The organism is Anaerolinea thermophila UNI-1, assembly GCF_000199675.1.
GTDB classification, from domain to species: Bacteria; Chloroflexota; Anaerolineae; order Anaerolineales; family Anaerolineaceae; genus Anaerolinea; species Anaerolinea thermophila.
In genome coordinates, this window is sequence record NC_014960.1 from 3,278,135 (window position 1) to 3,302,496 (window position 24,362).

The following is a 24,362-nucleotide window of genomic DNA, read 5'->3' on the forward strand; positions in this document are numbered from 1 at the left end:
CGGCAGGCTCAGGGCGCGAAGTGAATGAGAGTGTGCGCCTCGACAGGCTCGGCGCACGTTGGGGAATCATGGCAAAGGCAAAGCCCGAAAGCACCCCGAATGGGATGATAGAGGGAGGTTGCTTCGCCCCCTTCGGGGGCGAAGCAACGACATGCAATCGCGCTGGGTCTCATGCCAAGCCCGCCAGGCAGGATGACGAAAACAGGTCAAAGAGAGCAAAGGGCGTCAGGAATACGGGCGTCGCAGGAAGAACCATCCGGCAATCAGCACATTCAGCGCCATCAGCGCCAGCAAGAATGCCCATGTAATCAGCACCATACTCCACTCACCCGAAGTCTGCGTCCACTCCGGCGGGGATGCTTCAATTCCGACCTCTGCCAGCACCTGAGGGCTGACATAATCATGGAAAATGTCATTGAGCGCCATCCAGCCCAATCCCAGCGCGGCAAGTCCAATCAGGTTGACCAGTAACCATGCTCCCACTATCCAGCGCGGTCGTTTCATCTTCGCCCCCTTTCAGAGAATGCCATTGTGTTCTGTTCACCAAGCCATGTCCACCCCTGCCCAAAGCGGAATGGCTCACCGATAAAGTCTCTAGAAGCGCACCGGCTTGGGAAAACCCGGACCATGCAGGCGGACATCCTGCGGATTGGCGTGCCAGCGCCCGGGAATAGGCGTGCCGCAGTCGGGGCATTTGCCCTCAGCGGTGATGGCGTACTCCAAAATGACGTAGCCGCGGCGGCGAATCACCGCGCGCTGACAGTGCGGGCAGTGGGTGTCTTCCAGACTGCCCACCCTGCCGGGCAGGTTTCCGGCATAGACATAGCGCAACCCGGCTTCCTGCCCGATTTCAGCGGCGGTTTTGAGCATCTGCGCAGTGGTAGGGGGGGCGTCCATCTTGTAGTCAGGATGATAGGCGGTGATGTGCCAGGGAATATCCGGCGAAACCGAAACCAGGAAGCGCGCCGCTTCCCAGAGTTCCTCGTTGCTGTCGTTGAAGCCCGGTACCAGCAGGGTCACCACCTCCACCCACAGGTTGCGCTGGTGTGCCATCTGGATGGTATCCAGCACGTGCTGAAGCACACCGCCCAGTTGGCGGTAACTGCGATCCTGCATGCACTTCAAATCCACCTTGTAAGCATCCAGATAAGGGGCAAGGTAGTCCAGCACCTCGGGAGTGGCGTTGCCGTTGGAGACGTAAGCACACGCCAGCCCGGCTTGCTTTGCCAGTTTGAAGATGCTCACCGCCCATTCAGAGGTGATCAGCGGCTCGTTGTAGGATGAGACAATCGAGGCACAGCGCTGAGAGAGGGCAATGTTGACCATCTGCTCCGGGGTAATTCCCTCAATGTAGCGGATGCTGGAGTCGGAAAGAGGGTCGCGCAGGGCTTGCGAAGTCACCCAGTTCTGGCAGTAGGGGCAGTGAAAATCACAGCCCAGCATGCCAAAGGTGAGTGCATCGGTGCCGGGCAGGAAATGCGAGAAAGGCTTTTTCTCAATGGGGTCCACCTGAAGCGCCGCCACATAGCCCCAGGGCACGCGCAGTTGTCCCTCGTGGTTGAAACGCACCTGACAGATACCGCGCCTGCCGGGCTTAATCAGACAGCGATGCGCACACGCCACACAGCGCACCGCCCCTTCCGGCTGAGGCTCGTACAATTCTCCCGGAACGGTCAAACGGTCGAGAATTTCGGCTAAAGCAGTCATAATTTTATTGTATGGACAATCGAGAGAAGAATCAAGATGAAATCCCCGGACAATCGTTCTTCTCAAAAACGGACGAACGGCGAATAATTCAGTCTATAATATGAGGAAGTAGAAGCCCTGCCGCTTCCGAAATGATTTCTCTGTCCCACCCGTTTTTTGGAAAGGAACATCCATTATGCCGTGGGATACCCCTCTTCCCGTGCTGATCTGGGCGTTGACGGGCTTACCGTTGAGCCTTTTGGCACTGTTTAAGCCCCCGGCGGGGAAACTTCCCGCCTACCTGATTGCCCTCGACATCCTGCTGCTCAATCTGTACTTTTTCCATACCGCGCCCTGGGCAGTGGTGAACTACTATCTGCGCGCCCTGCCCTTCCTGCTCTCGCTGGCGGTGATTGCGCGCATGATTCACGCCACCCGCTCCCAGCCCTTCTTCCCTCAGACAAAGCGGGGCTGGGCGCTGACCGCCATCCTGCTGGTGCTGGCGGTGCCGCCCGCGTTTATGGATGCCCAAGCCCTGCGGTCTTACCGCTATCCCGCCAGCGCCGGACCTTCCATGTACGCGCTTCCGCCCCTGCAGGGCGGACTGCACGTCTTCATCAACGGCGGCAACGGGCTGGACGGCTGGGGCATGAACAACGCCTACCGCGACTGGCTGGGCAGGCAAACCGGCAATGACCGCACCGCAGGGTACAGCGTGGACCTGGTCAAACTTGCCGCCAGCGGTGCGATGAGCCGGGGGATTCTGCCGCGCGATTTCCGCCGCTACGAAACCTTTGGCGAGCGCGTGTACAGTCCCTGCCTGGGTCAGGTGGTGAAAGTGCAGGACGGCATTGCCGATGTACCGCCCTTCAGCGATTCCGGCTCAGCCCTGGGCAATTACGTGGTGCTGAAGTGCGCGCAGTTTTCCGTGACGCTGGCGAATTTGCGCGTGCATTCCATTTCCGTCAAGGAAGGCGAACTCGTAGCACTCAACACTCCGCTGGCAGAGGTGGGGAACTCCATGGCAAATACCTTCCCGCATCTGCACATGCGCGTCACCACCGGCGGAGAGAGCGGTACGGCTCAGCCCGCTCCCATCCTCTTCGAGACGCTGTTCGATTTTTCCTACCGCGCCCGCAACGATTTTTACGTGAGGTGAGCCATGAATAAACGCGAGGTCATGTTCAACCTGCTGGAAGAGGGGCAGTCTCCCCCTTATATCCCCGCCGCTTTCTTCCTGCACTTCGATCCCGCCTTTCACCGCGGGGAAGCCGCTGTGCAGAAGCATCTGGAGTTTTTCCGCGCCACCGGCATGGATTTCGTCAAAATTCAGTATGAACACACCTTCCCGCAATTGCCCTTCATCCAACGCCCCGCCGACTGGGCAAAAATGCCCTTCTACGACCTGGATTTCTACGCCGAGCCGCTGGCGGTGGTTAAAGGGCTGGTGCAGGCGGCAAAGCCCGAAGCCGTGGTGGTGCTGACGCTGTACTCGCCGTTCATGTGCGCGGGTCACACTCTGGGCAGTGACCGCGCCCTCTCCCGCCACATCGAGGAAGACCCCGAGGCGGTAAAGAAAGGGCTGAGCATCATCACCAAAAGCCTGCTGGAGTTCGTGCGCGCCTGCGCCGCGCTGGGGCTGGACGGCTTCTACACTTCCACGCAGGGCGGCGAGGCGGGACGTTTCTCCAACCCCGCCCTCTTCGACGAGGTTATCCGCCCCTTCGACCGTCTGCTGATGGACGAGGTCAACCGCCTGACGCCCTTCAACATCCTGCACATCTGCGACTACCACCTGCCCTATGAGCGGGTGGACGGCTTCCTGGATTACCCCGGTCAGGTGGTCAGCCTGGGCATGGAATTGACCACCCGCACCCTCACCCCCGCCGAAGCCTATGCGCTCTTCCGGCGTCCCATTCTGGGCGGGCTGAACCGCCACGGGGTGATTGCTCACGGCACGCCGGAGCAAATCCGCGCAGAGGTCGAGTCCGTCTGTGCCGCCGCCCCGCCGCGTTTCATCCTCGGCGCGGACTGCACCGTGCCTTCCGAAACGCCCTGGGAGAACCTGCGCACCGCCATCGAGACCGCCCACACCTTCCGCCGCGGGTAACCCCATGCCGCTGTTGTGGCTCAGCCTGGCTTTCCTCTTGGGAATCCTGCTGGCAGGCTGGAGCCATGCCAGCCTGCCCTGGAGCTGGGCGGCGCTGGGATTGGGCATCGCCCTCATGCTGACGGGCTGGCTTTTGCGGCGGGTGAGCGCGCTGGCGGTCGTCCTGCGCCGCCACCCCGTCCTGCGGGTTGCTCCGCTGGCGCTGGGAATTGCCCTGCTGGCAGGGTTTGCCCGCTATGCGCTGGCGCAAGTTCCTTTTACCCCTCAGGACATCGCTTTTTACAACGGCTCGGGGGCGGTAGAAATCACCGGCTGGGTTGCCCGCGCCGCTCAACCCGAGAGCCCCTCAAACCGCATTGCTCTGCAGGTAGAAAGCCTGACCCTGCCGGGACAAGCCCCCCAAACCGTGCGCGGGAAGGTGCTGGTCAGCCTGCCCGCCGGCGCTTCCCTGCCCTACGGCACGCGCCTGCGCCTGAACGGGGAACTGCACACCCCCGAAGACAGCGGGGCGTTTTCCTACTCCGAATATCTGGCGCAGAGGGGCATGTACGCGGTGATGGCGTATCCGCGCCTCAGCATCCTGCCCGGTTGGGGCGGCTCGCCGCTGTTGCGCGGGCTGGACGTCCTGCGGCGCCGGGCATATGCCCTGCTTCAGCGCCTCTACCCCGCCCCCGAATCCGCGCTGATCAGCGGCATCCTGCTGGGCTGGGATGATGCCCTGCCCGCCGACCTGCAAAACGCCTTCCGCGCCACCGGCACCAGCCACATCATCGCCATATCAGGGTTCAACATGGCAGTGCTGGCGGGGGTGTTCTTCAGTCTGTTCCGGCGCCTGTTCTCCGAGTGGGGCGCACTGCTGGCGGCGTTGATTGCCATGGCGCTGTACACCCTGCTGGTGGGCGCCGAAGCCCCGGTCACCCGCGCGGCGCTGATGAGCGCACTGGCGCTGACCGCCCACGCCATCCGGCGTTCCACCGGCGGGCTGAACGCCCTGCTCTTCGCCACCGCGGGGATGACCCTGTTCAACCCCTTCCTGCCCTGGGATGTGGGCTTTCAACTCTCGTTTTCCGCCACGCTGGGCTTACTGCTCTACGCCAGCCGGCTGGAAGGCTGGGCGCGGCGCATCACGGCGCGCTTCCTGCCTGTACGTGTGGCTGGAGCGGTAGCAGGGGCGCTGGGCGAGTACATCCTCTTCACCCTGGCGGCACAGGCGGCGACCCTGCCGGTCATCCTCAGCCACTTTGGCAGGCTGGCGCTGAGTACCCTGCTGGCAAATCCGCTCATCCTGCCGGCGCAAGCCCCGCTGTTGCTCTTCGGCGAGGCATCGCTGGCGCTGGGAGCAGTGTGGCAGCCATTGGGACATCTGCTGGCGTTGCCCGCCTGGGCGCTGGCGTCCTATACCCTTGAAGTGGTAGCGTGGATGGCGCGCCTGCCGCTGGGCGCATGGGCAGTGCCTGCCCCGCCGCTGTGGGTGGTCATTTTGTTCTACCTTTGGTTCAGTGCAACAGCATTGCGCGCTATGGGACTGCCGCGCCTCGACACTTCTCTGCGCCCGACATGGCTTCTGCTGGGGCTGTTCGGGATTGCCGCCGTGCTGTGGCGGCAGGTGCTGGCAGGCGGGGATGGCAAACTGCATCTGTGGGTCAGCGTGCAACAGGACAGCGTCCTGACAATGGTGCAAACGCCCGGCGGCGAAACACTCCTCATCAACGGACTGGGGCAGGCGCGCGAATCCCAGGCTTTTCTGGGCAAAGTGCTTCCGCCCTTCAACCCGCCGCTGGCATGGTGGATTCTGGCAAGCCCCAGCGCGGCAGAAGTGCAGGGCGGTTTAGGCGCGCTGGCACGCTTTGCGGTGAGGCAGGCGGCGCTGTGCGGCGGACTGCCCTCTGACAGAACCACCCGCACGCTGGAAGAACGCCTTGCCGCCGCAGGCACGCCCTGGCAGGAATGGACGGACGGCGCCATGCTCCGCCAGGGCAGATTCAGCCTGCAGGCACGGATGCCCAACGCAGAAACGTGCCTGCTGATCCTGCAGGAAGGGCAATTAAAATTGATACTGGCAGGGAACGCCTCACCGCAGGAACTCCCTGACCTGTCCGACTTCATGAATGGCGTGATTGTGGTAAACTCGGACTCTGCGGGGGAGATGTGGCGTCAGGCGGGCTTTTCCGTCCTGAGCGTCCCGCAAGGCGGTTTTCTGCACCTTGCCAGCGATGGCAATACCCTGCGCATCGAACGCTCCCCTTGACCTTTGACAATTCTGGAGGATGGACATGGGCAACATTCTGGAACACATTTATCAGCGTCGCAGTATCCGCAAGTACAAACCCGACCCCGTCCCTCGTGAAACCCTGCTGGACCTTTTGCGCGCCGCCATGGCAGCGCCCTCGGCGGTAAACAAACAGCCCTGGGATTTCATCGTCCTCACCCAGCCGGAGCGTCTGGCGGCATTGCAGGAAATGTTGCCTTACGGCAAGTATGCCTGCCCGGCGGCAATTGTGGTCTGCGGCAGGCTCGACCTGGCGCACACCGAACCGGATGGCTCGTACTGGGTACAGGATTGTTCCGCCGCCACCGAAAACCTACTGCTTGCCGCGGCAGGATTGGGCTTGGGCACGGTATGGGTGGGTGTGTACCCCATCCGCGAGCGGGTGGAAGCCGTCAGGCAGGTGCTGAACATTCCGCCCTATGCCGTGCCGCTCAACGTGATTCTGGTGGGCTACCCTGACGAGGAAAAATTGCCGCAAACACGCTTCCGCGAAGACCGCGTGCATTGGGAGAACTGGTAAAAATTTGTGCTATACTTACCCGTGAAGGTTCACCCTTCCCGTGCCGGTGGCGCCTTTGCCTGCATTCAACCCTGCCCGGCAGTCCCGGCGGCGCGTTCTGATTACGCTCCCCTCTGCCCTGACATGTGATTGCAAATGGCTCCCGCCGGTGCGCCGGGAGACCTGAGCGTTGACCATGACTACGCTTGACCTGCTCCGCGCCCAGTTGAAACGCGAACGCACCGGCGGAAGCCCGGGGGTGTTCTGGCGCTGTTATGGATACCTGCGCCCGTACTGGTATCTTTCGCTGGGCGCGTACCTGTGCATGCTGGGTATCACCCTGCTCAATCTGGTTACCCCGCAGTTGATTCGCACCATCATCGATCAGGGCATCAGCGCCGGTAACCTGCCGCTCCTGCGCTGGAGCGTGCTGGGATTGCTGGGACTTTCGCTGGTGCGCGGGGTGTTCACCTTCCTGCAGGGACGCTGGAGCGAGACGGCTTCGCAGAACGTTGCCGCCGACCTGCGGGCTGAGATTCAAAAGAAACTCACCGTACTTTCCTTTTCCTACCACGACCGCAGTCAGGCGGGCGATATCCTCTCCCGCGCCATTCAGGACGTGGACCGCATCCGTTTCCTGACCGGCAGAGCCACCCTGCGCATCATTGATGCGGTAGTGATGATGCTGGGCACGGCAATCATCCTGCTGTTCATGAATCCCTCGCTGGCGCTCATCGCCATTGCCGTCATGCCCCTGCTGGCATGGCGCGCCATTGATTTTGGCGTGCGTTTCCGTCCGCTTTCGGCGCAGATTCAAAAGCAGTTGTCTGTCCTGACCACGCGGGTGGAACAAAACCTGCGCGGCGCGCGGGTGGTCAAAGCCTTTGCCCAGGAAGAGCGCGAAATCCGGCACTTCGAGGAAGAAAACGAAAAATGGTACGAATTTTCCCGGCAGTCCTCGCGGGTGCAAGCCACGGGCAGTTCCATGTTGCAGTTGATGGCTAACCTGGCTTCGGTGTTCATCCTCTGGTACGGCGGGAGCATGGTCATCCGCGGGACATTGACACTGGGCGAACTGGTGGCTTTCACCACCTACCTGGGACAGTTGCTCAACCCCATGCGCCTAGTGGGTATGTTCATCCCCGCCATTGCCATGGCAGGCGCGGCGGCAGAGCGCGTCTTTGAGATACTGGATGCCATCCCCGAAGTGCAGGAAACCCCCGGCGCTCCCGCCATGCCGCCCTTCCAGGGACACGTGCGCTTTGAACACGTCAGTTTTTCCTACGGCAAACGCCGCGAGGTGCTGAAGGACATCTCGCTGGAAGCCCAACCCGGCGAGATTGTTGCCCTGGTGGGACCCACCGGCTCGGGCAAGTCCACCATCATCCACCTTATCCCGCGCTTCTACGACCCCACCGAAGGGCGCATCACCATTGACGGGGTGGACATCCGCACGGTGTCCCTGCGCTCCCTGCGCAGTCAAATCGGCATTGTCCTGCAGGAAACCACCCTGTTCGCCGCCACCATCCGCGAGAACATCGCCTTTGGGCGCGACGATGCCAGCGAGGAAGAAATCATCGAAGCCGCTAAAGCGGCGCAGGCGCACGACTTCATCCTGCAGACCCCGCGCGGCTACGATACCCTGGTGGGCGAACGCGGTATCACCCTCTCCGGCGGGCAGAAACAGCGCATCGCCATTGCCCGCGCCATCCTCACCAACCCGCGCCTGCTGGTGCTGGACGATGCCACGTCCAGCGTGGATTCAGAGACCGAACTTGCCATCCAGCACGCCCTCGACCGGCTGATGCAGGGGCGCACCACCTTCGTCATTGCCCACCGCCTCAGCACGGTGATGCGCGCCGACCAGATTCTGGTGCTGGAGAAAGGGCGCATCGTTGCCCGCGGCAAACACGAGGAACTGCTGGCGTCCTCTCCGCTGTACGCCGAAATCTACCGGCGGCAGTTGAAACCCACCCACGAAAGGAAGGCTTGAGCATGGGCTTCGGCATTGGCGGCGGTACAGGCATGGGCATGGGTCCCGGCGCTCTGCTGGACACCTTTGGAGCGGCGGGCGAGCGCAAGGGCGAAGCCTTCAACCCGCGCGTGATGGTGCGCCTGCTGGCATTCCTCAAGCCCTACTGGCGTCCGCTGGCGATAGCCTTCATCGCCATGCTGGGCGCAACCGGCTTGACCCTGCTCATCCCCTACCTGCTCAAAATTGCCATTGATGTGCATATCGCCGGGGGCAACGCCCGCGGATTGGGACAGGTGGCACTGCTCACCGGCGCGGCGTATGTGGGGCTGTACATCACCTCGGCGGGACAGCAGTACCTGCTCTCCCGCGTGGGTCAGCGCGTGCTGGGTGACCTGCGCGCCCGCCTCTTCCGCCATCTGCAGGAACTCTCCCTCAGTTACCACGACACCCACATCGTCGGGGTGACCGTCTCGCGGGTGATGAACGACGTGGCGGTGATCAACGAACTGCTCTCGCAGGGCTGGATTTCCTTCTTCAGCGACCTGTTCATCCTCAGCGGCATTGTGGTCATCATGCTCTCGATGAACGCTCATCTGGCACTGCTGGCGTTCCTCGTCCTGCCGCTGATGGTGCTGGCAACGCGCTGGTTTGCCCGCGCGGCGCAGTCTGCCTTCCGCGAGACGCGCTCGCGGGTGGCGGCGGTGGTGGGCAACCTGGCGGAAGAAATTGCCGGCATGCGCGTCATCCAGGCGTTTGCCCGCGAAGAAGCCACCCAGGAACGCTTCCGCGAGGTCAACGTTGCCAACCGCGATGCCAACATCAACGCCATGTCGCTGTCGTTCCTCTACATGCCCGCCATCGAGTTCCTCAGCACGCTGGCAACGGCGGTGGTCTTGTGGTTTGGCGGGCAGATGGCGCTGGGCGGCACGGTGACGGTGGGACTGCTGGTGGCGTTCCTTTCCTACGTCTCGCGCTTCTTCCAGCCCATTCAGGAACTGGCGCGCCTCTACACTACCCTGCAAGCCGCCATGGCGGGCGGCGAGCAGGTGCTTGCCCTGCTGGACACCCAGCCCGACGTGCAGGATGCTCCCGATGCCGTCGAGATGCCGCCCATCCGCGGGGAGATTGTCTTCCGCGATGTGTCCTTCCGCTACCGCCCGGACACTCCCGAAGTTCTGCACCGCATCAACCTGCACATCCAGCCCGGTCAGCGCGTGGCGCTGGTGGGACCTACCGGCGCAGGCAAGACCACCATTGCCAATCTGACGGCGCGCTTTTACGAAGTCTCCGAAGGCGCGGTGCTGATTGACGGCATCGACGTGCGCCGGGTGCGCCAGGACAGTCTGCGGCGGCAAATCGGCATCGTGCCGCAGGATTCTTTCCTCTTTGCCGGAACAATCGCTGACAACATCCGCTTCGGCAAACCCGATGCCAGCGATGCCGAAGTGGAGCAGGCGGCGCGCCTGGCTAACGCCCACGACTTCATCATCAACCTGCCGGAAGGCTACCAGACGCCCATTCTGGAAAACGCCGCCAACCTCTCGGTGGGTCAGCGCCAGTTGATTTGCATTGCCCGCGCCATCCTCACCGACCCGCGCATCCTCATCCTCGACGAAGCCACCGCCAACATTGACACCGTCAGCGAGGCGCTGATTCAGGAAGCCCTGGAGCGTCTGCTGGAAGGGCGCACTGCGCTGATCATCGCTCACCGCCTGTCCACCATCCACAACGCCGATGTGATTCTGGTCATTCAGGACGGGGAAATCGTCCAGCGCGGCACGCACAGCGAATTAATTGCTCAGCCGGGCTTGTACCGCACGCTGTACGAGAAGCAGTTCCGTTTGGGGTAAAGGGTATCCATGCTTTCTGAGAAGCGTCCGCTTCGGCAAGCACAGCGGACGCTCAGCCTCGGCTGGCGAGCCCTGCCGAAGCCAGCGTACCCCTCAGCGTTTATCAACGCATGTCCTCAGGCTCTCTTTGGAAAGACAATCAGCGGGTGTTCAGCGCTAATGCGCGCCCGCACGCGCATACCGGCGGGAAGCACCAGGGTATGCTCTTTGAAGGCATGCAGCACCTCGCCACTCTCCAGGCGCAGACGATAGACATGGAAGGCTCCACGGAAGAAGCGCTCGACAATGACCGCGTTGCCGTTTTGTCCGTCGGGAACAAAATCCACGTCGTCGGCGCGCAGGGCAATCTCCACCGGCGTGCCGGCAGGCAGGGAAAGCGGCTGGGCAATCACACCCAACGGCGTGTGAATGCCTTCATGGACTACCGAGCCGGGCAGGAAGTCGCTATCGCCCATGAACTCGGCTACAAAACGGGACGTCGAGGCATGGAAAATCTCTTCGGGCGTGCCCAACTGCTCCATACGCCCTTCACGGAAGACTGCCAGACGGTCGCCCATGAAAAGAGCTTCTTCCTGGTCGTGGGTGACAAAGACCACCGTGGCACCCATCTCTTTCAAAATCCCGCGCACCTGCTCGCGCATCTCCAGACGCATGTCGGCGTCCAGACTGCTGAAGGGTTCATCCATCAGCACCAGCACGGGACGCGGCGCCAGGGCGCGCGCCAGGGCTACCCGCTGGCGTTCTCCCCCCGAAAGCGCATGGGGGTAACGCCCTGCCAGGGCTTGCAGTCCAACCATCTCCAGCATGGCATGTACGGTTTGGCGCACCTGGGTGCGCGGTTTGCCGCGTAAGCCAAAAGCAACGTTGTCAAACACCGTCAGGTGGGGAAAGAGGGCATGATCCTGAAAGACCATCCCCACGCCGCGCCGTTCTGGGGGGACGAACACCAGCGAAGACGCCATCAGCCGTCCATTGATGAAAATCTTCCCCCGATCGGGGCATTCCAGCCCGGCGATGAGGCGCAGGGTGGTGGTTTTCCCGCATCCGCTGGGACCCACCAGCGCCAGAATTTGACCGGCGGGAAGGTCCAGTGAGAGATCATCCACTGCTGGACGGGGGTTTTGAGCAAAGGTTCGAGAGACATGATGAAGAGAAAGCGCGATCATCGGAAAATTTGCTCCCTGCGAAGAAGAAATGCCAGCGGTACAATCGAAACCAGTACCAGAAAGAGCGCCGCCGGAGCGGCTTGAAGATAGAATCCATCGGTCGCCCACATCCACACCCGCACCGCCAGGGTATCAAACCCCGCCGGGCGCAGTAACAGGGTGGCAGGCAGTTCTTTCAACGAGGTAAGGAACACCAGCGCGCCGCCTGCCAGCAAACCGGGCAGGACGAGCGGCAGAGTGACCTGAAACAGGGTTTGCGCGCTGGTACGTCCCAGGGTGCGGGCGGCTTCTTCCAGGGTTGGCGCAAGCAAACTCAGCGCCGATTCGCTGGCGCGCACCGCCTGCGGCATATGGCGCAGGACGTACGCCATCACCACCACCAGCGGCGTGCCGTACAGGAACGGCAAAAAGCGGTTGACCAGCAGGACGAGGCTGAGGGCAATCACCACCCCAGGGATGGCGTAGCCTACCTGAGCCAGGCGTGTCAGAAAGTGGGAGAAGCGACTGGGAGAACGGCGGGCAAACAGCGCTACCGGCAGAGAAAGGACAATTGCCAGCACCGCCGCCAGCCCTGCCGTCCATACACTGTTGAAGGCAAAATGACCAAAACCCTGCGAGCCGGTGCGGAACACTGCCGCGGTGATTTCGGGGCGGGCAAGTGCCTGAACGCTCCATGTCGTCAGCACGCCCAGCGGCACGAACAGCGCGGCAACGCTTACCCCCAGCACTGCCATCAGCGCAGGGATGCGCCAGCGTCCCAGCCTCAGCGGCGGAGCGGGACGCCAGCCACCTTCCATCTGGGTAAAGCGCGCCTGCCCCTGGGCGCGCAGTTCCCCCCACAGGATAAACATGGCGAGCAGTACCAGAACCCCGCTCAGCACCGCCGCGGCGGAGCGGTTGTAGCGACCGGATAACTGCACGAAAATGGCAGAAGAAAAGGTCTCATAGCGCAGTAAGGCAACCGTACCGTACTCTGCCAGCACGTCCAGCATCACCAGCAGAGAACCCGCCAGCAATCCCGGGCGCAAAGCCGGCAGGGTGACCTGCCAGAGCGTCTGCAGGGGAGTGCGTCCCAGGGTGCGCGCGGCTTCTTCCAGTGAGGCATGCAGGGAACGAAAAGCCGCCCCGCTGAGAAGATAGACATACGGATAGGTAAACAGGGTCAGCACAAACACCGCTCCCCAGAACCCCAGCGGGCTGGGCAGGGGAAGAACCTGCCCCAGCCACGACTCCAGCATCTGGGGAATGATACCGCCGCGCGGACGCATCAATGCCAGATGAATGATAGCCCCAATGTAAGGCGGGATGGCGAGCGGCAGTGCCAGCGCCCAGCGGAAGAATTTCCTGCCCGGCAGGTCGGTGCGCTCGGTGAGAAATGCCAGCCCCACCCCCAGCAAAAGCGTCCCTGTGGTGACGGCAAAGGCAAGACCCAGCGTATTGCCCAGCAAGCCCCACACACGGGTTTGCAAGAGCCTTTGCCAGTCGGCAGGATCAGCACCCAGCGCACGCACAAAGATATACCCCAGCGGCACGGCGACAAACAAGCCCACCAGCCCCGCGGCAAAAGCCAGCCGGGGGCTGAAAGAAGGGGCAGTGTGACGCAGGGATGCCGCGTGGGCAAACGAGTCTGACATGAACTAGGGTAAGCCCACCTTTTCCATCAAATCAAACGTCGCATCGAAATCCTGCACCACTTCGGGCAGGTTGAACGGCGCCAGGCGCACCTCATCCAGCGGGCGCACACCTTCGCGCAGGGGCACCCCGGGCAGTACAGGATACTCGTAGTTTTGCTCCGCAAAGATGCGCTGACCTTCCGGCGAGAGCAGGAAATCCAGAAAGGCACGCGCCGTGGTGGGGTTGGCTCCACCCTTGATGAGACCGGCGGCGGTGGCGTTGGTGATGACGCCTTTCTGTCCTTCGCCCTGATCGGGGTAAATCACCCCCACAGGACTGCCTTCGGCAAGTTGCAGATGATAGTAATAATGATTGACCAGCCCCAGTTTGAACTCACCGGCGGCAACGGCTTTGCGCACGTCGGTGTGCCCGCCAAAGAACGTGACCTCGTTATCCATGAGCCCCTTGAGCCAGGCTTCGGTAGTTTCTTCGCCGTAAAGATGGCGCATCACCGCAATCTGGGCTTGCATGGAGCCGTTGGTGGAATTTGCCGCGGCAACCTGCCCTTTCCACTTCGGGTCGGTCAGGTCAAAAATCGAGGCGGGCAATTCTTCAGGGGGCACCAGGTTTGTGTTGTACAGGATGACCCGAGCGCGGCGGGTGAGCGCTACCCAGGTGCCGTCAGCGGCACGCCCATCTGCCGGGAGCAAATCGGGCTGTGCGGGGGTGTAGGGCGCCAGCACACCGTTTTCGCTCAGTTTCTGGGCGGTGAAAACCTCGGTGGTGATGAAGACATCGGCTTGCGGATTACTCTGCTCTTCGATGAGCGCGTTGGCAATCTCGCTGTTACTGCCGGCTTTCAGAGCAATCTCCACGTTCGGATACAGGGCGCGGAAGGCATCCAGCACAGGCTGAATGAGGGCTTCGGAGCGCCCGGAGTAAATGACCAGTTTACCGCCCACCGTCTCGGCGGCTGAGTCCTGACGGGTAGCGATAGGCGCTGGCGCCTCGGGCTGACCGGCTTGCGGGGTCACAACGGGCGCGCAGGCGCCCAGGAAGAACATACCAAAAAGAAACAGCAACGAAAGTCGTTTAAACATCACAGGCTTTTCTCCGTAAAGATCAAGGGTTACAGGTAAAGCGTCTGATGGAGCCTGCATCCACTGCGAAGGTGAGTATATCTTAATGTAATCGGATAGTAAAGATGATATTTGTCATATTTTTCTTAAAAATTATGTGTCTCCAGTTCTACTTCCCTCACCCCTGGCGGGACAGGCTGTGGGAGTGAGGGAAGATAGAAAGAGGGATGCTTTCACATCTGGCTTTTCAAAGCCCGGTAGAGATGGTCAAAAAGGGAAACCCAATCTTGTATCGAAACGCTTGCAAATTTTGGCGATAAACTCAGCGCATCTCTCCCTTTACTTTGCCGCCGCACCAATCAGCACAGTAATCAGGAACAGGCACAGAATCATCCCCGAAATGACCAGAAAGACAATGCCGATGACCAGCCCGGCTTTGGAAGATTTACCCGGTTGTAAAACCGCCTCAGCGGGGTTGGCAGGGTCGCAGTACACCGTCACCGGGGTACCGGGGGCATAGCGAGCAACTTCCGCCTCAGCCCTGCCCCGACTGCTGACGAAGACGCGCGTCCCCGCCTGCAGTTTGGTGGAGCGATACACTGTGCCGTTGACCTCGTACTCGTACTCCACATGGGGCGCATACGAGCGCGTGGTACCCTGGTCTTCGTCATAACCTTCGCGTACTTCCACACGCGACTCCACCACTCTGCCGTTGACAGCCATCCACTGCTTGCTGGCTTCGGCTTTCTGGCGGTCTTTAAAATACGTCCACAGGGCAAAGCCCCCCACTGCGGCAAAAATCAGCGTTAACCCCACAAAGCAGATAAATCCAATGCTTTCCATAATACCCCCACAAAAAAGGTTTACCAGTCCAGTATAGAAAAGGAGCGCAAATTCCGCAAGTTTTTCGCTTGTCTGAGATTCCGCGTCGGTCTATAATGCACTGCGGAGGTAGCAACCATGAGCAAAATGGTGCGGTGGGCGTTAATCCTGCTGGTGTTGTTGCCGTTGATGGGGTGTCGTATCTCATTGCTCCATTTGAACGAGGACAAAGATACCCTGACCTTTGTGGTGCGCGCCGATTCAGACTGGCAGGATACCGGCATCCAGGTCAAACCGGGGATGCGGGTACGCATTCGCCAGGTTTCCGGCTTGTGGTCGCCGTGGAGCGGCAGTACCTACGACGCTGTCGGCTCGGGGGGCGATCCGCACTGTGATTGCAACGTCGCCGAGGGGATTTCCCACGCCGCGCTGATCGGCAAAGTGGGTAACAGCCAGCCTTTCTACGTGGGGCGAGATTTCGATCAGCACCTGGGCGAACGCGGCACCCTCTACCTGCGCATCAACGATACCCATCTGCAGGACAATGCCGGCGCGCTGGAAGTGGTCATCGAAGTGGAGCGCTGACCCTGCATGTTTTGATTTCCCCACCTTTGCCTCTGCGGGCTTCTCGGGTACAATTCGCGTCTATGAAACGCTTGCTTGTAGTAATCTGGTTGGCGCTGTGGCTCACCGCCTGCCAGGTAGTCAATACCCCTGCCCCCTCTCCCGCCCCCGGCGAGACGCAAACGAATCCCCCGGCAGTTTCCCCCTCCCCTCAACCAACCGAGACTTCCACCCCACCCCCTCAGCGCATGGTGATTTACGCCCCTGAGGGCACTAACCCCGCCTGGGTAGAGACGGCACGCGCCCAACTGGAAGCCCGGGCAAGTGGTGCAGGGGTGGAAGTGCTTCCCGAATGGAATGACCGCGCTTACGGCGCAGACGTGCCGCTGACGCTGGCTCTGGCAGAGCCGCCCGCGCTAAACGAGGCGCTGAGCGCCGCACCACAGACGCGCTTTGTGGTGCTCTCGGCTCAACTCTTGACCGAAGCCCCCAACCTCACCGCCCTGCTCGCCGACCCACAGCATCTGGCGTTTACCGCAGGTCTCACCGCAACGGTAATTTCGGATGACTGGCGCGCCGCAGGCTTGATTCCCACCAATCAGCCCACCCTGCAGGAAGCCTTTTTGAATGGCGGGCGCTATTTCTGCGGGGTGTGTTCGCCCGGCTGGCCCCTGGGCATGACCTTCCCCCTCACCGCAGGAGTGGATACACCCAGCGGCGGCGATTGGGCAACCACAGCAGCCAAACTGTTCGACGAGGGCAAGGTGGACGTTTTTTACCTCTCCCCCAACGCCGTACAGCCCGAAGTTATCACCTACCTGAAGGGGCTGGTACAGTTCACCGAGCCGGTGCGGGTGCTGGGGAGCGTCCCCCCACCTGCCGAATTAACCGATCAATGGGCGGTGACACTGGACTGGGACTTCTCCAGTGCGCTGGAAGAAGCCCTCTCCGCCTCTGAGCCGCCAGCACTGGTGAGAGTGCCGGTAGTCTTCACCCACCTCAACGAAGACCTGTTCACCCCCGGCAGGCAGGAACTGGTGCGCAGTATACTGGCGGAACTGCAAGCCGGGCGCATCGCCCCGCTCAGCGTTCCCTAGGTTGTTGCCAACAGGGGTTTAAAAAAAGAAAGAGCCACCGGTGGGATTCGAACCCACGACCTGGCGTTTACGAAACGTCTGCTCTGCCGGCTGAGCTACGGTGGCGTATGTGCGCCAAATTATACAGCAGGCGGGCATTTCTTTCAAGGTGCGCGCGCCGGTTTTCCAGTGGGTCTGTGCGCACCTTGCCTGTGGATAATCACTCCGCAGGCGGGATGGGCGCCTGCAGGCGCATAGCAGCCGCGCGGGTGTTTTCCTCAATGGCAATCAGCACGTACACCCCTTCGCCAAGCGCGTAAACGAAAACTGCCGACAAGCCGCCCAGGATAAGCACCCCCCCCCCTAGCAGGACTCCCCCCAGCGCGCCAAACACCTCCGTCCCGTGCATGCCGTATTCACGGGCAAAATCTGCCATGCTGGCACCACCCAGCACCGAGACGGCACAAATCCCCACCGCCAGAATCAATGTCACCACGCCATTGATCACCCCCAGGATTTTGTACAACGTCCCCATGAAGCGCAAGACTTTGAAACGTTTTTCCATAGGCTCAGCCCTCCACGAGAAAAAGGTTCAACAAGGACGACTTAAGCATAGCACGGATTTTCTCCCGGAAAACCAAAAAAGAGAGCCGCGTCCGGCAGTGCCTGCCAGAAGCACCCTATGCCACCACCAGACGGCGGTAGGTGTCACAGCGCTCGCACTCGGTTCGCGCGCACAACAGCGCCAGTGGGTCGTCTTCCAGGATACCCCGCACCCGCTCCAGCAGAGACGTCAGTGGAATGACCTGCACCTCCGATTGGGCAATGCGCCCGCGGCGGGTAACGTCTTCCAGAGAGGGCGCTACAGCATCGAAGCCATCGGAACAGCCGGGAAAACCCGGGCATTCCCACACCCCTTTGGGGGTGAGCGCCCAGCGCACAAAGCCCTGCCTGCCCGCCAGGGTTTCGGCGTAGTGGATGCTGGTGTTGGCGGTGTGATTCACCCCAATCAGCACCACCTCGCCGTCCAGTGCCGCCAGCGCACCAATGGGCGCCAGAGGATCAACCAGCGTCTGCACAGCAATCACCTCGTCCAGCCCAATACCGGCAAATGAGAGAATGGGGTGCATGGAACGCTTTGCCTGCGGATGGCACCGCAGGGTCTCTGCCAGCACGCCCATTAGCGGGTCGGCGGGCATATCGGGGAAGAAAAACTCCGCCATCTGATTCAGGTCTTTGCCCGCGCCGTAGGTCAGGGCGTTGTTCTCCGGTCCGGCTTCGGGAATGAGCATGGTTTTATACGTAAAGGTGGGCGCCATCACCCGCCCGCTGACCGTAAGCAGTGCGCCCAGCAGGGTCTCCGCCCCGCCGCGGATCTCCTCACCAAATGAGGAAAGCGAAGCATGCACAATGAGGGGGCGCTGTGGTGAAAGTCCCAACCCCCGAAACGCCTGTACCAGATCGCGGAACGTCAGCATCTTCTTGCCCTCCCTGAGGATTTATGCCCAGTCGCCGGTGTTATCCACCTCGAACAGGGTGCCGGGTTCGGCTTGAACCTGTCCGTGCAGGATTTGTGCCGCCAGACGCGCCGCCACCAGCGCCCCGCGCGGATGGACACTTTCCAGGCACACCCCGTACACACGGATGCCCAGCGGCGCCAGTTCGACGGCGGAACGAGTGAGCGCGCGCAAACCCGCCTGACTGGCGGTAAAGGCAAATTTACCCGCATCGGGCGGACGTGCCCCGCCGCCGGTGATGACGTGCAAAACAATGCCCCCGCGCCTTTCCTCGCGCCAGATGCGCCCCAGCGCCTGAAGCATGAGGAAGGGACCGCCGATATTGCTTTCCAGCGTGCGCTGAAAGTCCCACTCGTCCAGTTCCAGCATGCCCGCAGTGGGCTGAGCCAGCGGGCAGTTAATCAGTGCATCCAGGCTCTCCCAGCGCTCCAGCACCTCATCCAGCAACATGCGCACCGCCAGCCCTTTGGACGGATCGGCAACGTGGGTGGAAACCTCTGCCCCCTGCGCCTGCACCAGCGCGGCAGTATCTTCCAGCCCCATGGGGGTCAGGTCGGTCAGCGCCAGGCGCGCACCCGGTTCCGCCAGCGCCAGAGCAATGGATTTTGTCGGTTCGCGCCCGGCAGAAGTCAACAACGCCGTAAACGGGCTCATCCTAACTCCGCATGATTGCGAAATTCCACCACCGGATGGTGCAGGTCGTCCAGTTCCAGCACTACAATTTCGTTCTCTCCCTCTTTAAGCAGAGGGGCAGGCACGTACAGCGTCTTTTGCGGTCCGCGCTTCCAGTATCGCCCAATGTTAAAGCCGTTAATCCACACTACGCCTTTGGTCCAACCGGGCAGGGCAAGGAAAGTATCGGCGGGTGTGCCGTTAATTGTCCAGGTGCCACGCAGGAACGCCGGAAATTCCTCCGGCTCGCCGGGCAGATAGCGGATGGCGGAGAGGTCTTCCAGCGGCAGGGGATACACCGTCCAGCCAAAGAGCCACTGCTGTCCCAGCAAAACCCCCTCGGTGATGCCCTTGCGGTCGGCAAGGTCGGGACCATAGTTGACCCGCCCCATGTTTTCCACCAGGATGTGCAGGCGCACTCCCTGATCCTGCACCGAGAACGACAGCGGTTTGGCATGGTTCTCGCGGTCGACAATGCCGATGAGTTCATTATCCACAAAAACATGCCCGCGGTCGTGCAGTCCGCGGATGATCAGGCGGGCTTCCTCGCGCGGTCCGCTCAGTTGAGTTTCGTAGAGGATGAAGCCGTAATTCTGGTCGTACATCTCCATCGGCAGGGGAACGGTGCTGTATTCGGGAGTGGAAAGCACATCCACCTGACTCAGCAGGGGCGCCCACTCGTCCAGTTGTACCTTACCGTAGGCATGCCTGACTACCGGCGGAAAATCGGGCATTTCGGGCAAATCCACGTATTTGCCAATGACCTCGCGCATGGCTTCGTACTTGGGGGTGATGTTGCCGCACTCGCTAAGCGGGGCGTCGTAGTCATAACTGGTCACCGTGGGGGTGTAATGGGGAGAAGGGAAGGCATTGGCGCCGTTCATGAAGCCAAAATTGGTGCCCCCGTGGAACATGTACAGGTTCACCGAAGCCCCCTCGGAGAGTAAATCGTCCAGCACCCGGGCAACCTCTCCCGCCGAACGGGTATGGTGGCGCTCTCCCCAGTGATCAAACCAACCGTCCCAAAATTCGGCTACCAGCAAAGGACCGCCCGTCTGGTACTCGCGCAGTTTTTCGAAAGCATCGCCGGGACGATTGCCAAAGTTAACTGCCTTGAAGAGGTGCGGCAGACTGCCATACTGCATCATCTCATCGGCAACGCCATCGGCGGTGAAGAGCAAGACATCCACCCCACACTGGCGCAGAAGTTCTTCCAGATATTTCAGGTAGCGGGTATCGTTGCCGTAACTGCCATACTCATTTTCCACCTGCATGGCGATGATGGGACCTCCTCGGGTGCTTTGCAGGGGCACCAAACGGTGCATCAACTGGCTGAAGTACTCCCCGACGGCATCCAGGTAGGGTTGATACATACAGCGCAGTTTCATCTGCGGGTCTTTGAGCAGCCAGGCAGGCAGACCGCCCATCTCCCACTCGGCACAGATGTATGGACCCGGGCGCACGATGACGTAAAGCCCCAGTTCGCCTGCCAGTTCGATATAACGCTCAATGTTCAACCAGTCGCCAAAGTGAAATTCCCCCTCATGGGGCTCATGCAGATTCCAGGCAACGTAAGTCTCAACCGTGTTCAGCCCCATGGCTTTGAGCTTGAGCAGACGGTCTTTCCAGTACGCCGGGTGGACGCGGAAGTAATGCATTGCCCCGGCAAGAATACGAAAGGGCTCTCCGTCTAACTCAAAATGGTCACCCTCGATTGTTAAAGTGGACATAGGTGTTTCTTTTCTTACCTTAACTTAGAAAGAATGCGTGTGTTGACTTTATTTTAACGTAAGTTTTGGGGAATTTCATTTCATTTCAAGCGGATGACAGAGTTTTAAGATGCAGTGCTCCCCGGCTTGGCTCGAAGGGCTCGCTCCCCCCCTCGCACGCCATGAAAAACAACCGTGCGCCTCAACGAACTCGGCAAACAGCCCTGAACACGCTCAAGGCGACACGTACTTCGACAAGCTCAGCCTGCGGTTTCTCCGGCAGGTTCAAGGCGCAGACGGCAGGCAAGCCGGGATACCCATTCCCAGCCCTTCGGCGTTAAGCGTCATACCAAAGTACGGCGAGGGGTCAAGGGTATTTTCCATTTCCCGCTCATCGAGAAAATGTCCCTCACCATCATCGCGCACGATGGAGAAATGCAAGTGCACCCCAACCGGCGCGCCCGGCGTGCCGGAAAAATTTCCCTGAAAACCCAGCAATGTGCCCGCTTCCACAAATACGTCCTGCGTCCCCGGTGGAAATGCCGCGTCAATCAGAGAATTGCCCTGCGGGTCTGCCAGATGAGTGTAGTACGTCCAGATTTGCCGCTCCGGTTGAAGCGGGTCGCTGGGGATGCGGATGATCACTGTGGAACGCCATTCGGGCAGGCGCGTCAGGTAACCGGAGTAAGCCGCGTACACGGGCGTCTCTCCCGGCGCTGTGCCGCCGAAGATGTCCAGCCCGCTGTGATGATGACCCGGGCGGAACGAGTCGCCCCATACGTAGCCAATGAACCCGCGGGTGGGCATGCGGAAGGGCGCATCTGCGCACCGCGTGCCGGCTTCCAGCACCCAATCGGCGTGCAATTTGGGACTGCGGATGAACGAGATAACCCGTTCATCACGCAGGGACCCACCCTGAGCAGTGCGGCGCACTGCCCAAGCGCCCAGAACGGCGGCGGCAAACCCGGCAAGAATGAGAAAGACAAGCAAAACTTTGCGCATGGAAAAAAACACCGCGCAGGGCAGTCTTCCTGCGCGGTAAGTGCTTTACTTTTTCAGAGAGCCAATCATCGACCACGGACCCGTCCAGGTGATTTTGACCTCGCGGATTTGTCCGTGCAGGTCTTCCTCGCTCTCGACAAAGACCAGTTTATTGGTGGGGGTGCGCCCTTTCCAGCGCTGTTTGACCTTTTCTTCAAACAGCACCGGCACGCTCTCGCCCAGATAGCGGGCATTGATTTCGCCCACAATGCGTTCCTGCAGTTCTTCCAGCATGCGGAAACGGCGCATCTTCTCTTCTTCGGGAACGTCGTCCTTCATGCGCCGCGCCGAGACGGTGCCTGGGCGCGGGGAGTAGCGCGCCAGATGAGCCACATCCAGGCGCAGATCTTCCAGCAAACGGTAGGTGTTCATGAACTGCTCTTCGGTCTCGCCGGGGAAGCCTACGATGATATCGGTGGCAATGGACACGCCGGGGATGCGCTCGCGGATGCGGGCAATCAGCTCGCGGTACTGCTCGGCGGTATAGCCGCGCTTCATGTTCTCCAGCACGGTATCATCGCCTGCCTGAGCCGGCACTTCAATATGGGGCATCACCTTGGGCAGGCTGGCAACCGCATCCAGCAGTTCGTCAGTCATCCAGTTGGGATGGGAAGTGAGGAAGCGGATGCGCTCCAGCCCTTCGATTTCGCTCAGGCGGATGAGCAAACCCGCCAGCGTGGGGTACGCGGGATTGTCCTTGCCGTAGCGATCGACAATCTGTCCCAGCAGGGTAATCTCTTTGACGCCCTGGCGCACCAGCGCGCGGGCTTCTGCCAGAATGTCTTCAGGCGGACGACTGCGCTCAATGCCGCGGCGGTAAGGGATGATGCAGTAGGTGCAGGCGTGCGAACAGCCATACACCACGGGGATGTGCGCCGAAACCAGTTTGCCACGCTCGACTTCTGGCAGAACCAGATCGCCGTCCATGTAGGCGTAGCGCGTGGCAGTGGCGCTTTCTTCCATGGCGCGCACTTCCGATTGGGTGAGGAACGCCACCAGCGGCGAGGGGTCGGACGGCGGGGAGAACACATCCACAAAGGGGAAGCGCTTGCGCAGGGCATCGTTGTTGCGGATGCCCACCAGACAGCCCATTAAATTAATCACCAGATGCGGGTTTTTCTCTTTCAGCGGGCGCAGAGAGTTCAACCTGCCGTAGGCTTTATCCTCGGCAGACTGGCGCACCACACAGGTGTTTAGCACAATGACATCGGCTTCTTCGGGCTTGGGCGTTACCGAATAGCCCAGGTGCTCCAGCGCCGAAGCCACCCGCTGGGAATCTGCCACGTTCATCTGGCAACCTTCAGTCCAGATATGGTACTTCATAGGTGAGAATTATACCAAATTCAGACTGCATTGGGTGGATTCGGTGTGTCCTTTCAGAGAGAGATGGACTGGCATCCTTTGTGTCCTGGCGGTGCCCCCGGGCAATCCTGCCAAAAGCCTGTATACCCTCTGGACAGGAAAGCCAAAACCCTGTAAGATTTAAAAAACAAACCGGTCGGTATTTTTTTGGAGGACTGTATGGCCCTGTTTGAAACCCTCACCAACCGCTGGTATATCCCTGCCCGCACCCTGCCGGTGTACCGCGACTCGGATGGCGTGTGGCATGTCACCGGCTTTGCCGAAGCCCGCGCCGTCTTGCAGGGCGCGGTACGTCAGGCAGGCTTTAAAGCCGAAACCTTTGAACGCATCCCACCCCAATGGCGCATTGAAAAACCCGTGCTGTTTCAGGAAGGCGAACCTCACCGCGAACAACGCCGTCTGACGGCAAAATTCTTCTCTCCCGCCACGGTGCGCCAGCGCTACATCCCGCTGATGGAACGCACCGCCGAAAGCATCCTTGCCGAGTTTCAGCAAAAACGCCGCGCCGATCTTAATGAGATGGCAGGCATGATGGCAACCAGCGTGGTGGCTGAAGTGGTTGGGCTGACCGAAAGCCCTCTGCCTGCCATGGCAAAGCGCCTGGACCGCATTCTGCACGCCAATCTGGATATCGGGCTTGACCTGCGCCGCCTGCCCGCCTACCTGAACGTGCAGGGGCTGATTCTCTCGTTCTACCTGCGCGACGTGCGTCCTGCCATCCGCGCCCGCCGCGCTCAGCCCCGCGAGGACCTCATTTCTCATTTGATTGCGCAGGGCAGACGTGACCGCGAAATCCTTGTGGAGTGCATCACCTACGGGGCGGCGGGCATGGTGACCACGCAGGAATTTCTTTGCGTGGCGGCGTATCACTTCCTGCGCCACCCGGAGATGAAAGAGGCTTTCCTGCAGGGCGATTCCGAGCGCCGCCGCGCCATACTGGAAGAAATCCTGCGCCTTGAGCCGGTGGTAGGTCATCTTTACCGCCGCGCCGAGCAGGACCTGGAAATCTCCAGCGAAGGACAGACAGTGGTCATCCCTGCCGGCGCGCTGATTGATCTGCACATCATGGAAATTAACCGCGATGCCCGCGCGCTGGGCGAAGAGCCTCTGGCGTACAACCCTGAACGTCAAACCGAGCGCGGAGTTTCGGTTTCGGGGATGAGTTTTGGCTTTGGCCCGCACCGCTGTGCCGGGGAACACCTGGCGTTGACCGAGTCGGAAGTCTTCCTCAGCCGTTTCCTCGCTCTGCCGGGAGTGCGCATCGAGCGCGAGCCTGCGCTGGGACGCAACGATACCATCGAAGGATACGAACTGCGCCGCTTCATCGTGGCGCTGTAAGGCAAAACGCCGC

General features: G+C 60.9%; 21 protein-coding genes and 1 tRNA gene. 9 read left to right on the plus strand and 13 right to left on the minus strand.

Annotated features, from left to right (window positions below):
- Positions 1-225 precede the first annotated feature (225 nt).
- Positions 226-504 carry a hypothetical protein gene (locus ANT_RS14760; RefSeq protein WP_013561331.1) on the minus strand — a complete coding sequence of 93 codons (279 nt, stop codon included), beginning with the start codon at positions 502-504 and terminating at the stop codon, positions 226-228.
- Between the two features lie 90 nt (positions 505-594).
- Positions 595-1,707, minus strand: a complete 1,113-nt coding sequence (gene amrS, locus ANT_RS14765; RefSeq protein WP_013561332.1) for an AmmeMemoRadiSam system radical SAM enzyme — start codon at positions 1,705-1,707, stop codon at positions 595-597.
- Positions 1,708-1,882: 175 nt separating this feature from the next.
- On the opposite strand from amrS, the gene ANT_RS16685 reads away from it, so the two are divergent.
- From ANT_RS16685 to ANT_RS14795, 6 genes are all read left to right on the plus strand, one after another.
- The gene (locus ANT_RS16685; RefSeq protein WP_013561333.1) at positions 1,883-2,845 is read left to right on the plus strand and encodes a M23 family metallopeptidase; all 963 of its coding nucleotides are present in this window, start codon (positions 1,883-1,885) and stop codon (positions 2,843-2,845) included.
- Positions 2,846-2,848: 3 nt separating this feature from the next.
- Positions 2,849-3,796, plus strand: a complete 948-nt coding sequence (locus ANT_RS14775; protein WP_013561334.1) for a uroporphyrinogen decarboxylase family protein — start codon at positions 2,849-2,851, stop codon at positions 3,794-3,796.
- 4 nt (positions 3,797-3,800) lie between these two features.
- Entirely contained in the window at positions 3,801-6,044 is a 2,244-nt protein-coding gene (locus ANT_RS14780; protein ID WP_013561335.1) for a ComEC/Rec2 family competence protein, read from the plus strand.
- Between the two features lie 25 nt (positions 6,045-6,069).
- The gene (locus tag ANT_RS14785; protein WP_013561336.1) at positions 6,070-6,585 is read left to right on the plus strand and encodes a nitroreductase family protein; all 516 of its coding nucleotides are present in this window, start codon (positions 6,070-6,072) and stop codon (positions 6,583-6,585) included.
- Positions 6,586-6,760: 175 nt separating this feature from the next.
- The gene (locus ANT_RS14790; RefSeq protein WP_013561337.1) at positions 6,761-8,557 is read left to right on the plus strand and encodes an ABC transporter ATP-binding protein; all 1,797 of its coding nucleotides are present in this window, start codon (positions 6,761-6,763) and stop codon (positions 8,555-8,557) included.
- A gap of 2 nt (positions 8,558-8,559) precedes the next feature.
- On the plus strand, positions 8,560-10,389 hold the full coding sequence (locus ANT_RS14795) for an ABC transporter ATP-binding protein (RefSeq protein WP_013561338.1): 1,830 nt from the start codon (positions 8,560-8,562) through the stop codon (positions 10,387-10,389).
- 116 nt (positions 10,390-10,505) lie between these two features.
- On the opposite strand, the gene ANT_RS14800 is transcribed toward ANT_RS14795, so the two are convergent.
- From ANT_RS14800 to ANT_RS16690, 4 genes are all read right to left on the minus strand, one after another.
- Positions 10,506-11,555, minus strand: a complete 1,050-nt coding sequence (locus tag ANT_RS14800; RefSeq protein ID WP_013561339.1) for an ABC transporter ATP-binding protein — start codon at positions 11,553-11,555, stop codon at positions 10,506-10,508.
- Positions 11,552-13,189, minus strand: coding sequence for an ABC transporter permease (locus ANT_RS14805; protein ID WP_013561340.1), 1,638 nt, complete (start codon positions 13,187-13,189; stop codon positions 11,552-11,554). The genes ANT_RS14800 and ANT_RS14805 overlap by 4 nt, the downstream gene beginning before the upstream one ends.
- Positions 13,190-13,192: 3 nt before the next feature.
- The gene (locus ANT_RS14810) at positions 13,193-14,269 is read right to left on the minus strand and encodes an extracellular solute-binding protein (protein ID WP_172634637.1); all 1,077 of its coding nucleotides are present in this window, start codon (positions 14,267-14,269) and stop codon (positions 13,193-13,195) included.
- Positions 14,270-14,587: 318 nt separating this feature from the next.
- Positions 14,588-15,091, minus strand: coding sequence for a DUF3592 domain-containing protein (locus ANT_RS16690; protein ID WP_013561342.1), 504 nt, complete (start codon positions 15,089-15,091; stop codon positions 14,588-14,590).
- 117 nt (positions 15,092-15,208) lie between these two features.
- Here ANT_RS16690 and ANT_RS14820 point away from each other — a divergent pair, with 117 nt between their 5' ends.
- Both ANT_RS14820 and ANT_RS14825 read left to right on the plus strand, forming a co-directional pair.
- Positions 15,209-15,655 (plus strand): hypothetical protein, encoded by a 447-nt coding sequence (locus ANT_RS14820; protein WP_013561343.1) that lies wholly within the window; start codon positions 15,209-15,211, stop codon positions 15,653-15,655.
- A gap of 62 nt (positions 15,656-15,717) precedes the next feature.
- Positions 15,718-16,731 carry a hypothetical protein gene (locus ANT_RS14825; protein WP_013561344.1) on the plus strand — a complete coding sequence of 338 codons (1,014 nt, stop codon included), beginning with the start codon at positions 15,718-15,720 and terminating at the stop codon, positions 16,729-16,731.
- Between the two features lie 32 nt (positions 16,732-16,763).
- Here ANT_RS14825 and ANT_RS14830 read toward each other — a convergent pair.
- The 7 genes from ANT_RS14830 to miaB all read right to left on the minus strand — a co-directional run bounded on the left by ANT_RS14830 (position 16,764) and on the right by miaB (position 22,972).
- Positions 16,764-16,836 (minus strand) — tRNA-Thr (locus ANT_RS14830).
- 94 nt (positions 16,837-16,930) lie between these two features.
- Positions 16,931-17,275: a hypothetical protein gene (locus ANT_RS14835; RefSeq protein ID WP_013561345.1), complete on the minus strand. Its 345-nt coding sequence runs from the start codon at positions 17,273-17,275 to the stop codon at positions 16,931-16,933.
- 115 nt (positions 17,276-17,390) lie between these two features.
- Positions 17,391-18,188: an AAC(3) family N-acetyltransferase gene (locus ANT_RS14840; protein ID WP_013561346.1), complete on the minus strand. Its 798-nt coding sequence runs from the start codon at positions 18,186-18,188 to the stop codon at positions 17,391-17,393.
- Positions 18,189-18,209: 21 nt separating this feature from the next.
- Positions 18,210-18,881, minus strand: coding sequence for an SDR family NAD(P)-dependent oxidoreductase (locus ANT_RS14845; RefSeq protein ID WP_013561347.1), 672 nt, complete (start codon positions 18,879-18,881; stop codon positions 18,210-18,212).
- Positions 18,878-20,629: a glycoside hydrolase family 35 protein gene (locus ANT_RS14850; protein WP_013561348.1), complete on the minus strand. Its 1,752-nt coding sequence runs from the start codon at positions 20,627-20,629 to the stop codon at positions 18,878-18,880. Before ANT_RS14850 ends, ANT_RS14845 begins: the two co-directional genes overlap by 4 nt.
- Positions 20,630-20,893: 264 nt before the next feature.
- Positions 20,894-21,610, minus strand: coding sequence for a M23 family metallopeptidase (locus ANT_RS14855; protein WP_155818175.1), 717 nt, complete (start codon positions 21,608-21,610; stop codon positions 20,894-20,896).
- 45 nt (positions 21,611-21,655) lie between these two features.
- Positions 21,656-22,972, minus strand: a complete 1,317-nt coding sequence (gene miaB, locus ANT_RS14860; RefSeq protein WP_013561350.1) for a tRNA (N6-isopentenyl adenosine(37)-C2)-methylthiotransferase MiaB — start codon at positions 22,970-22,972, stop codon at positions 21,656-21,658.
- Positions 22,973-23,170: 198 nt separating this feature from the next.
- Between miaB and ANT_RS14865 the strand changes: the two genes are divergently transcribed.
- On the plus strand, positions 23,171-24,349 hold the full coding sequence (locus ANT_RS14865) for a cytochrome P450 (RefSeq protein WP_013561351.1): 1,179 nt from the start codon (positions 23,171-23,173) through the stop codon (positions 24,347-24,349).
- The last annotated feature ends 13 nt before the right edge of the window (positions 24,350-24,362 follow it).

Coding starts and splice junctions, on each gene's coding strand:
- ANT_RS14805 (WP_013561340.1), bottom strand. CDS start 13,189: ATGTCAGACTCGTTTGCCCACGCGGCATCCCTGCGTCACACTGCCCCT.
- ANT_RS16685 (WP_013561333.1), top strand. CDS start 1,883: ATGCCGTGGGATACCCCTCTTCCCGTGCTGATCTGGGCGTTGACGGGC.
- ANT_RS16690 (WP_013561342.1), bottom strand. CDS start 15,091: ATGGAAAGCATTGGATTTATCTGCTTTGTGGGGTTAACGCTGATTTTT.
- ANT_RS14760 (WP_013561331.1), bottom strand. CDS start 504: ATGAAACGACCGCGCTGGATAGTGGGAGCATGGTTACTGGTCAACCTG.
- ANT_RS14800 (WP_013561339.1), bottom strand. CDS start 11,555: ATGATCGCGCTTTCTCTTCATCATGTCTCTCGAACCTTTGCTCAAAAC.
- ANT_RS14855 (WP_155818175.1), bottom strand. CDS start 21,610: ATGCGCAAAGTTTTGCTTGTCTTTCTCATTCTTGCCGGGTTTGCCGCC.
- ANT_RS14790 (WP_013561337.1), top strand. CDS start 6,761: ATGACTACGCTTGACCTGCTCCGCGCCCAGTTGAAACGCGAACGCACC.
- ANT_RS14825 (WP_013561344.1), top strand. CDS start 15,718: ATGAAACGCTTGCTTGTAGTAATCTGGTTGGCGCTGTGGCTCACCGCC.
- ANT_RS14820 (WP_013561343.1), top strand. CDS start 15,209: ATGAGCAAAATGGTGCGGTGGGCGTTAATCCTGCTGGTGTTGTTGCCG.
- ANT_RS14840 (WP_013561346.1), bottom strand. CDS start 18,188: ATGCTGACGTTCCGCGATCTGGTACAGGCGTTTCGGGGGTTGGGACTT.
- amrS (WP_013561332.1), bottom strand. CDS start 1,707: ATGACTGCTTTAGCCGAAATTCTCGACCGTTTGACCGTTCCGGGAGAA.
- ANT_RS14845 (WP_013561347.1), bottom strand. CDS start 18,881: ATGAGCCCGTTTACGGCGTTGTTGACTTCTGCCGGGCGCGAACCGACA.
- ANT_RS14835 (WP_013561345.1), bottom strand. CDS start 17,275: ATGGAAAAACGTTTCAAAGTCTTGCGCTTCATGGGGACGTTGTACAAA.
- ANT_RS14865 (WP_013561351.1), top strand. CDS start 23,171: ATGGCCCTGTTTGAAACCCTCACCAACCGCTGGTATATCCCTGCCCGC.
- ANT_RS14795 (WP_013561338.1), top strand. CDS start 8,560: ATGGGCTTCGGCATTGGCGGCGGTACAGGCATGGGCATGGGTCCCGGC.
- miaB (WP_013561350.1), bottom strand. CDS start 22,972: ATGAAGTACCATATCTGGACTGAAGGTTGCCAGATGAACGTGGCAGAT.
- ANT_RS14785 (WP_013561336.1), top strand. CDS start 6,070: ATGGGCAACATTCTGGAACACATTTATCAGCGTCGCAGTATCCGCAAG.
- ANT_RS14810 (WP_172634637.1), bottom strand. CDS start 14,269: ATGTTTAAACGACTTTCGTTGCTGTTTCTTTTTGGTATGTTCTTCCTG.
- ANT_RS14775 (WP_013561334.1), top strand. CDS start 2,849: ATGAATAAACGCGAGGTCATGTTCAACCTGCTGGAAGAGGGGCAGTCT.
- ANT_RS14850 (WP_013561348.1), bottom strand. CDS start 20,629: ATGTCCACTTTAACAATCGAGGGTGACCATTTTGAGTTAGACGGAGAG.
- ANT_RS14780 (WP_013561335.1), top strand. CDS start 3,801: ATGCCGCTGTTGTGGCTCAGCCTGGCTTTCCTCTTGGGAATCCTGCTG.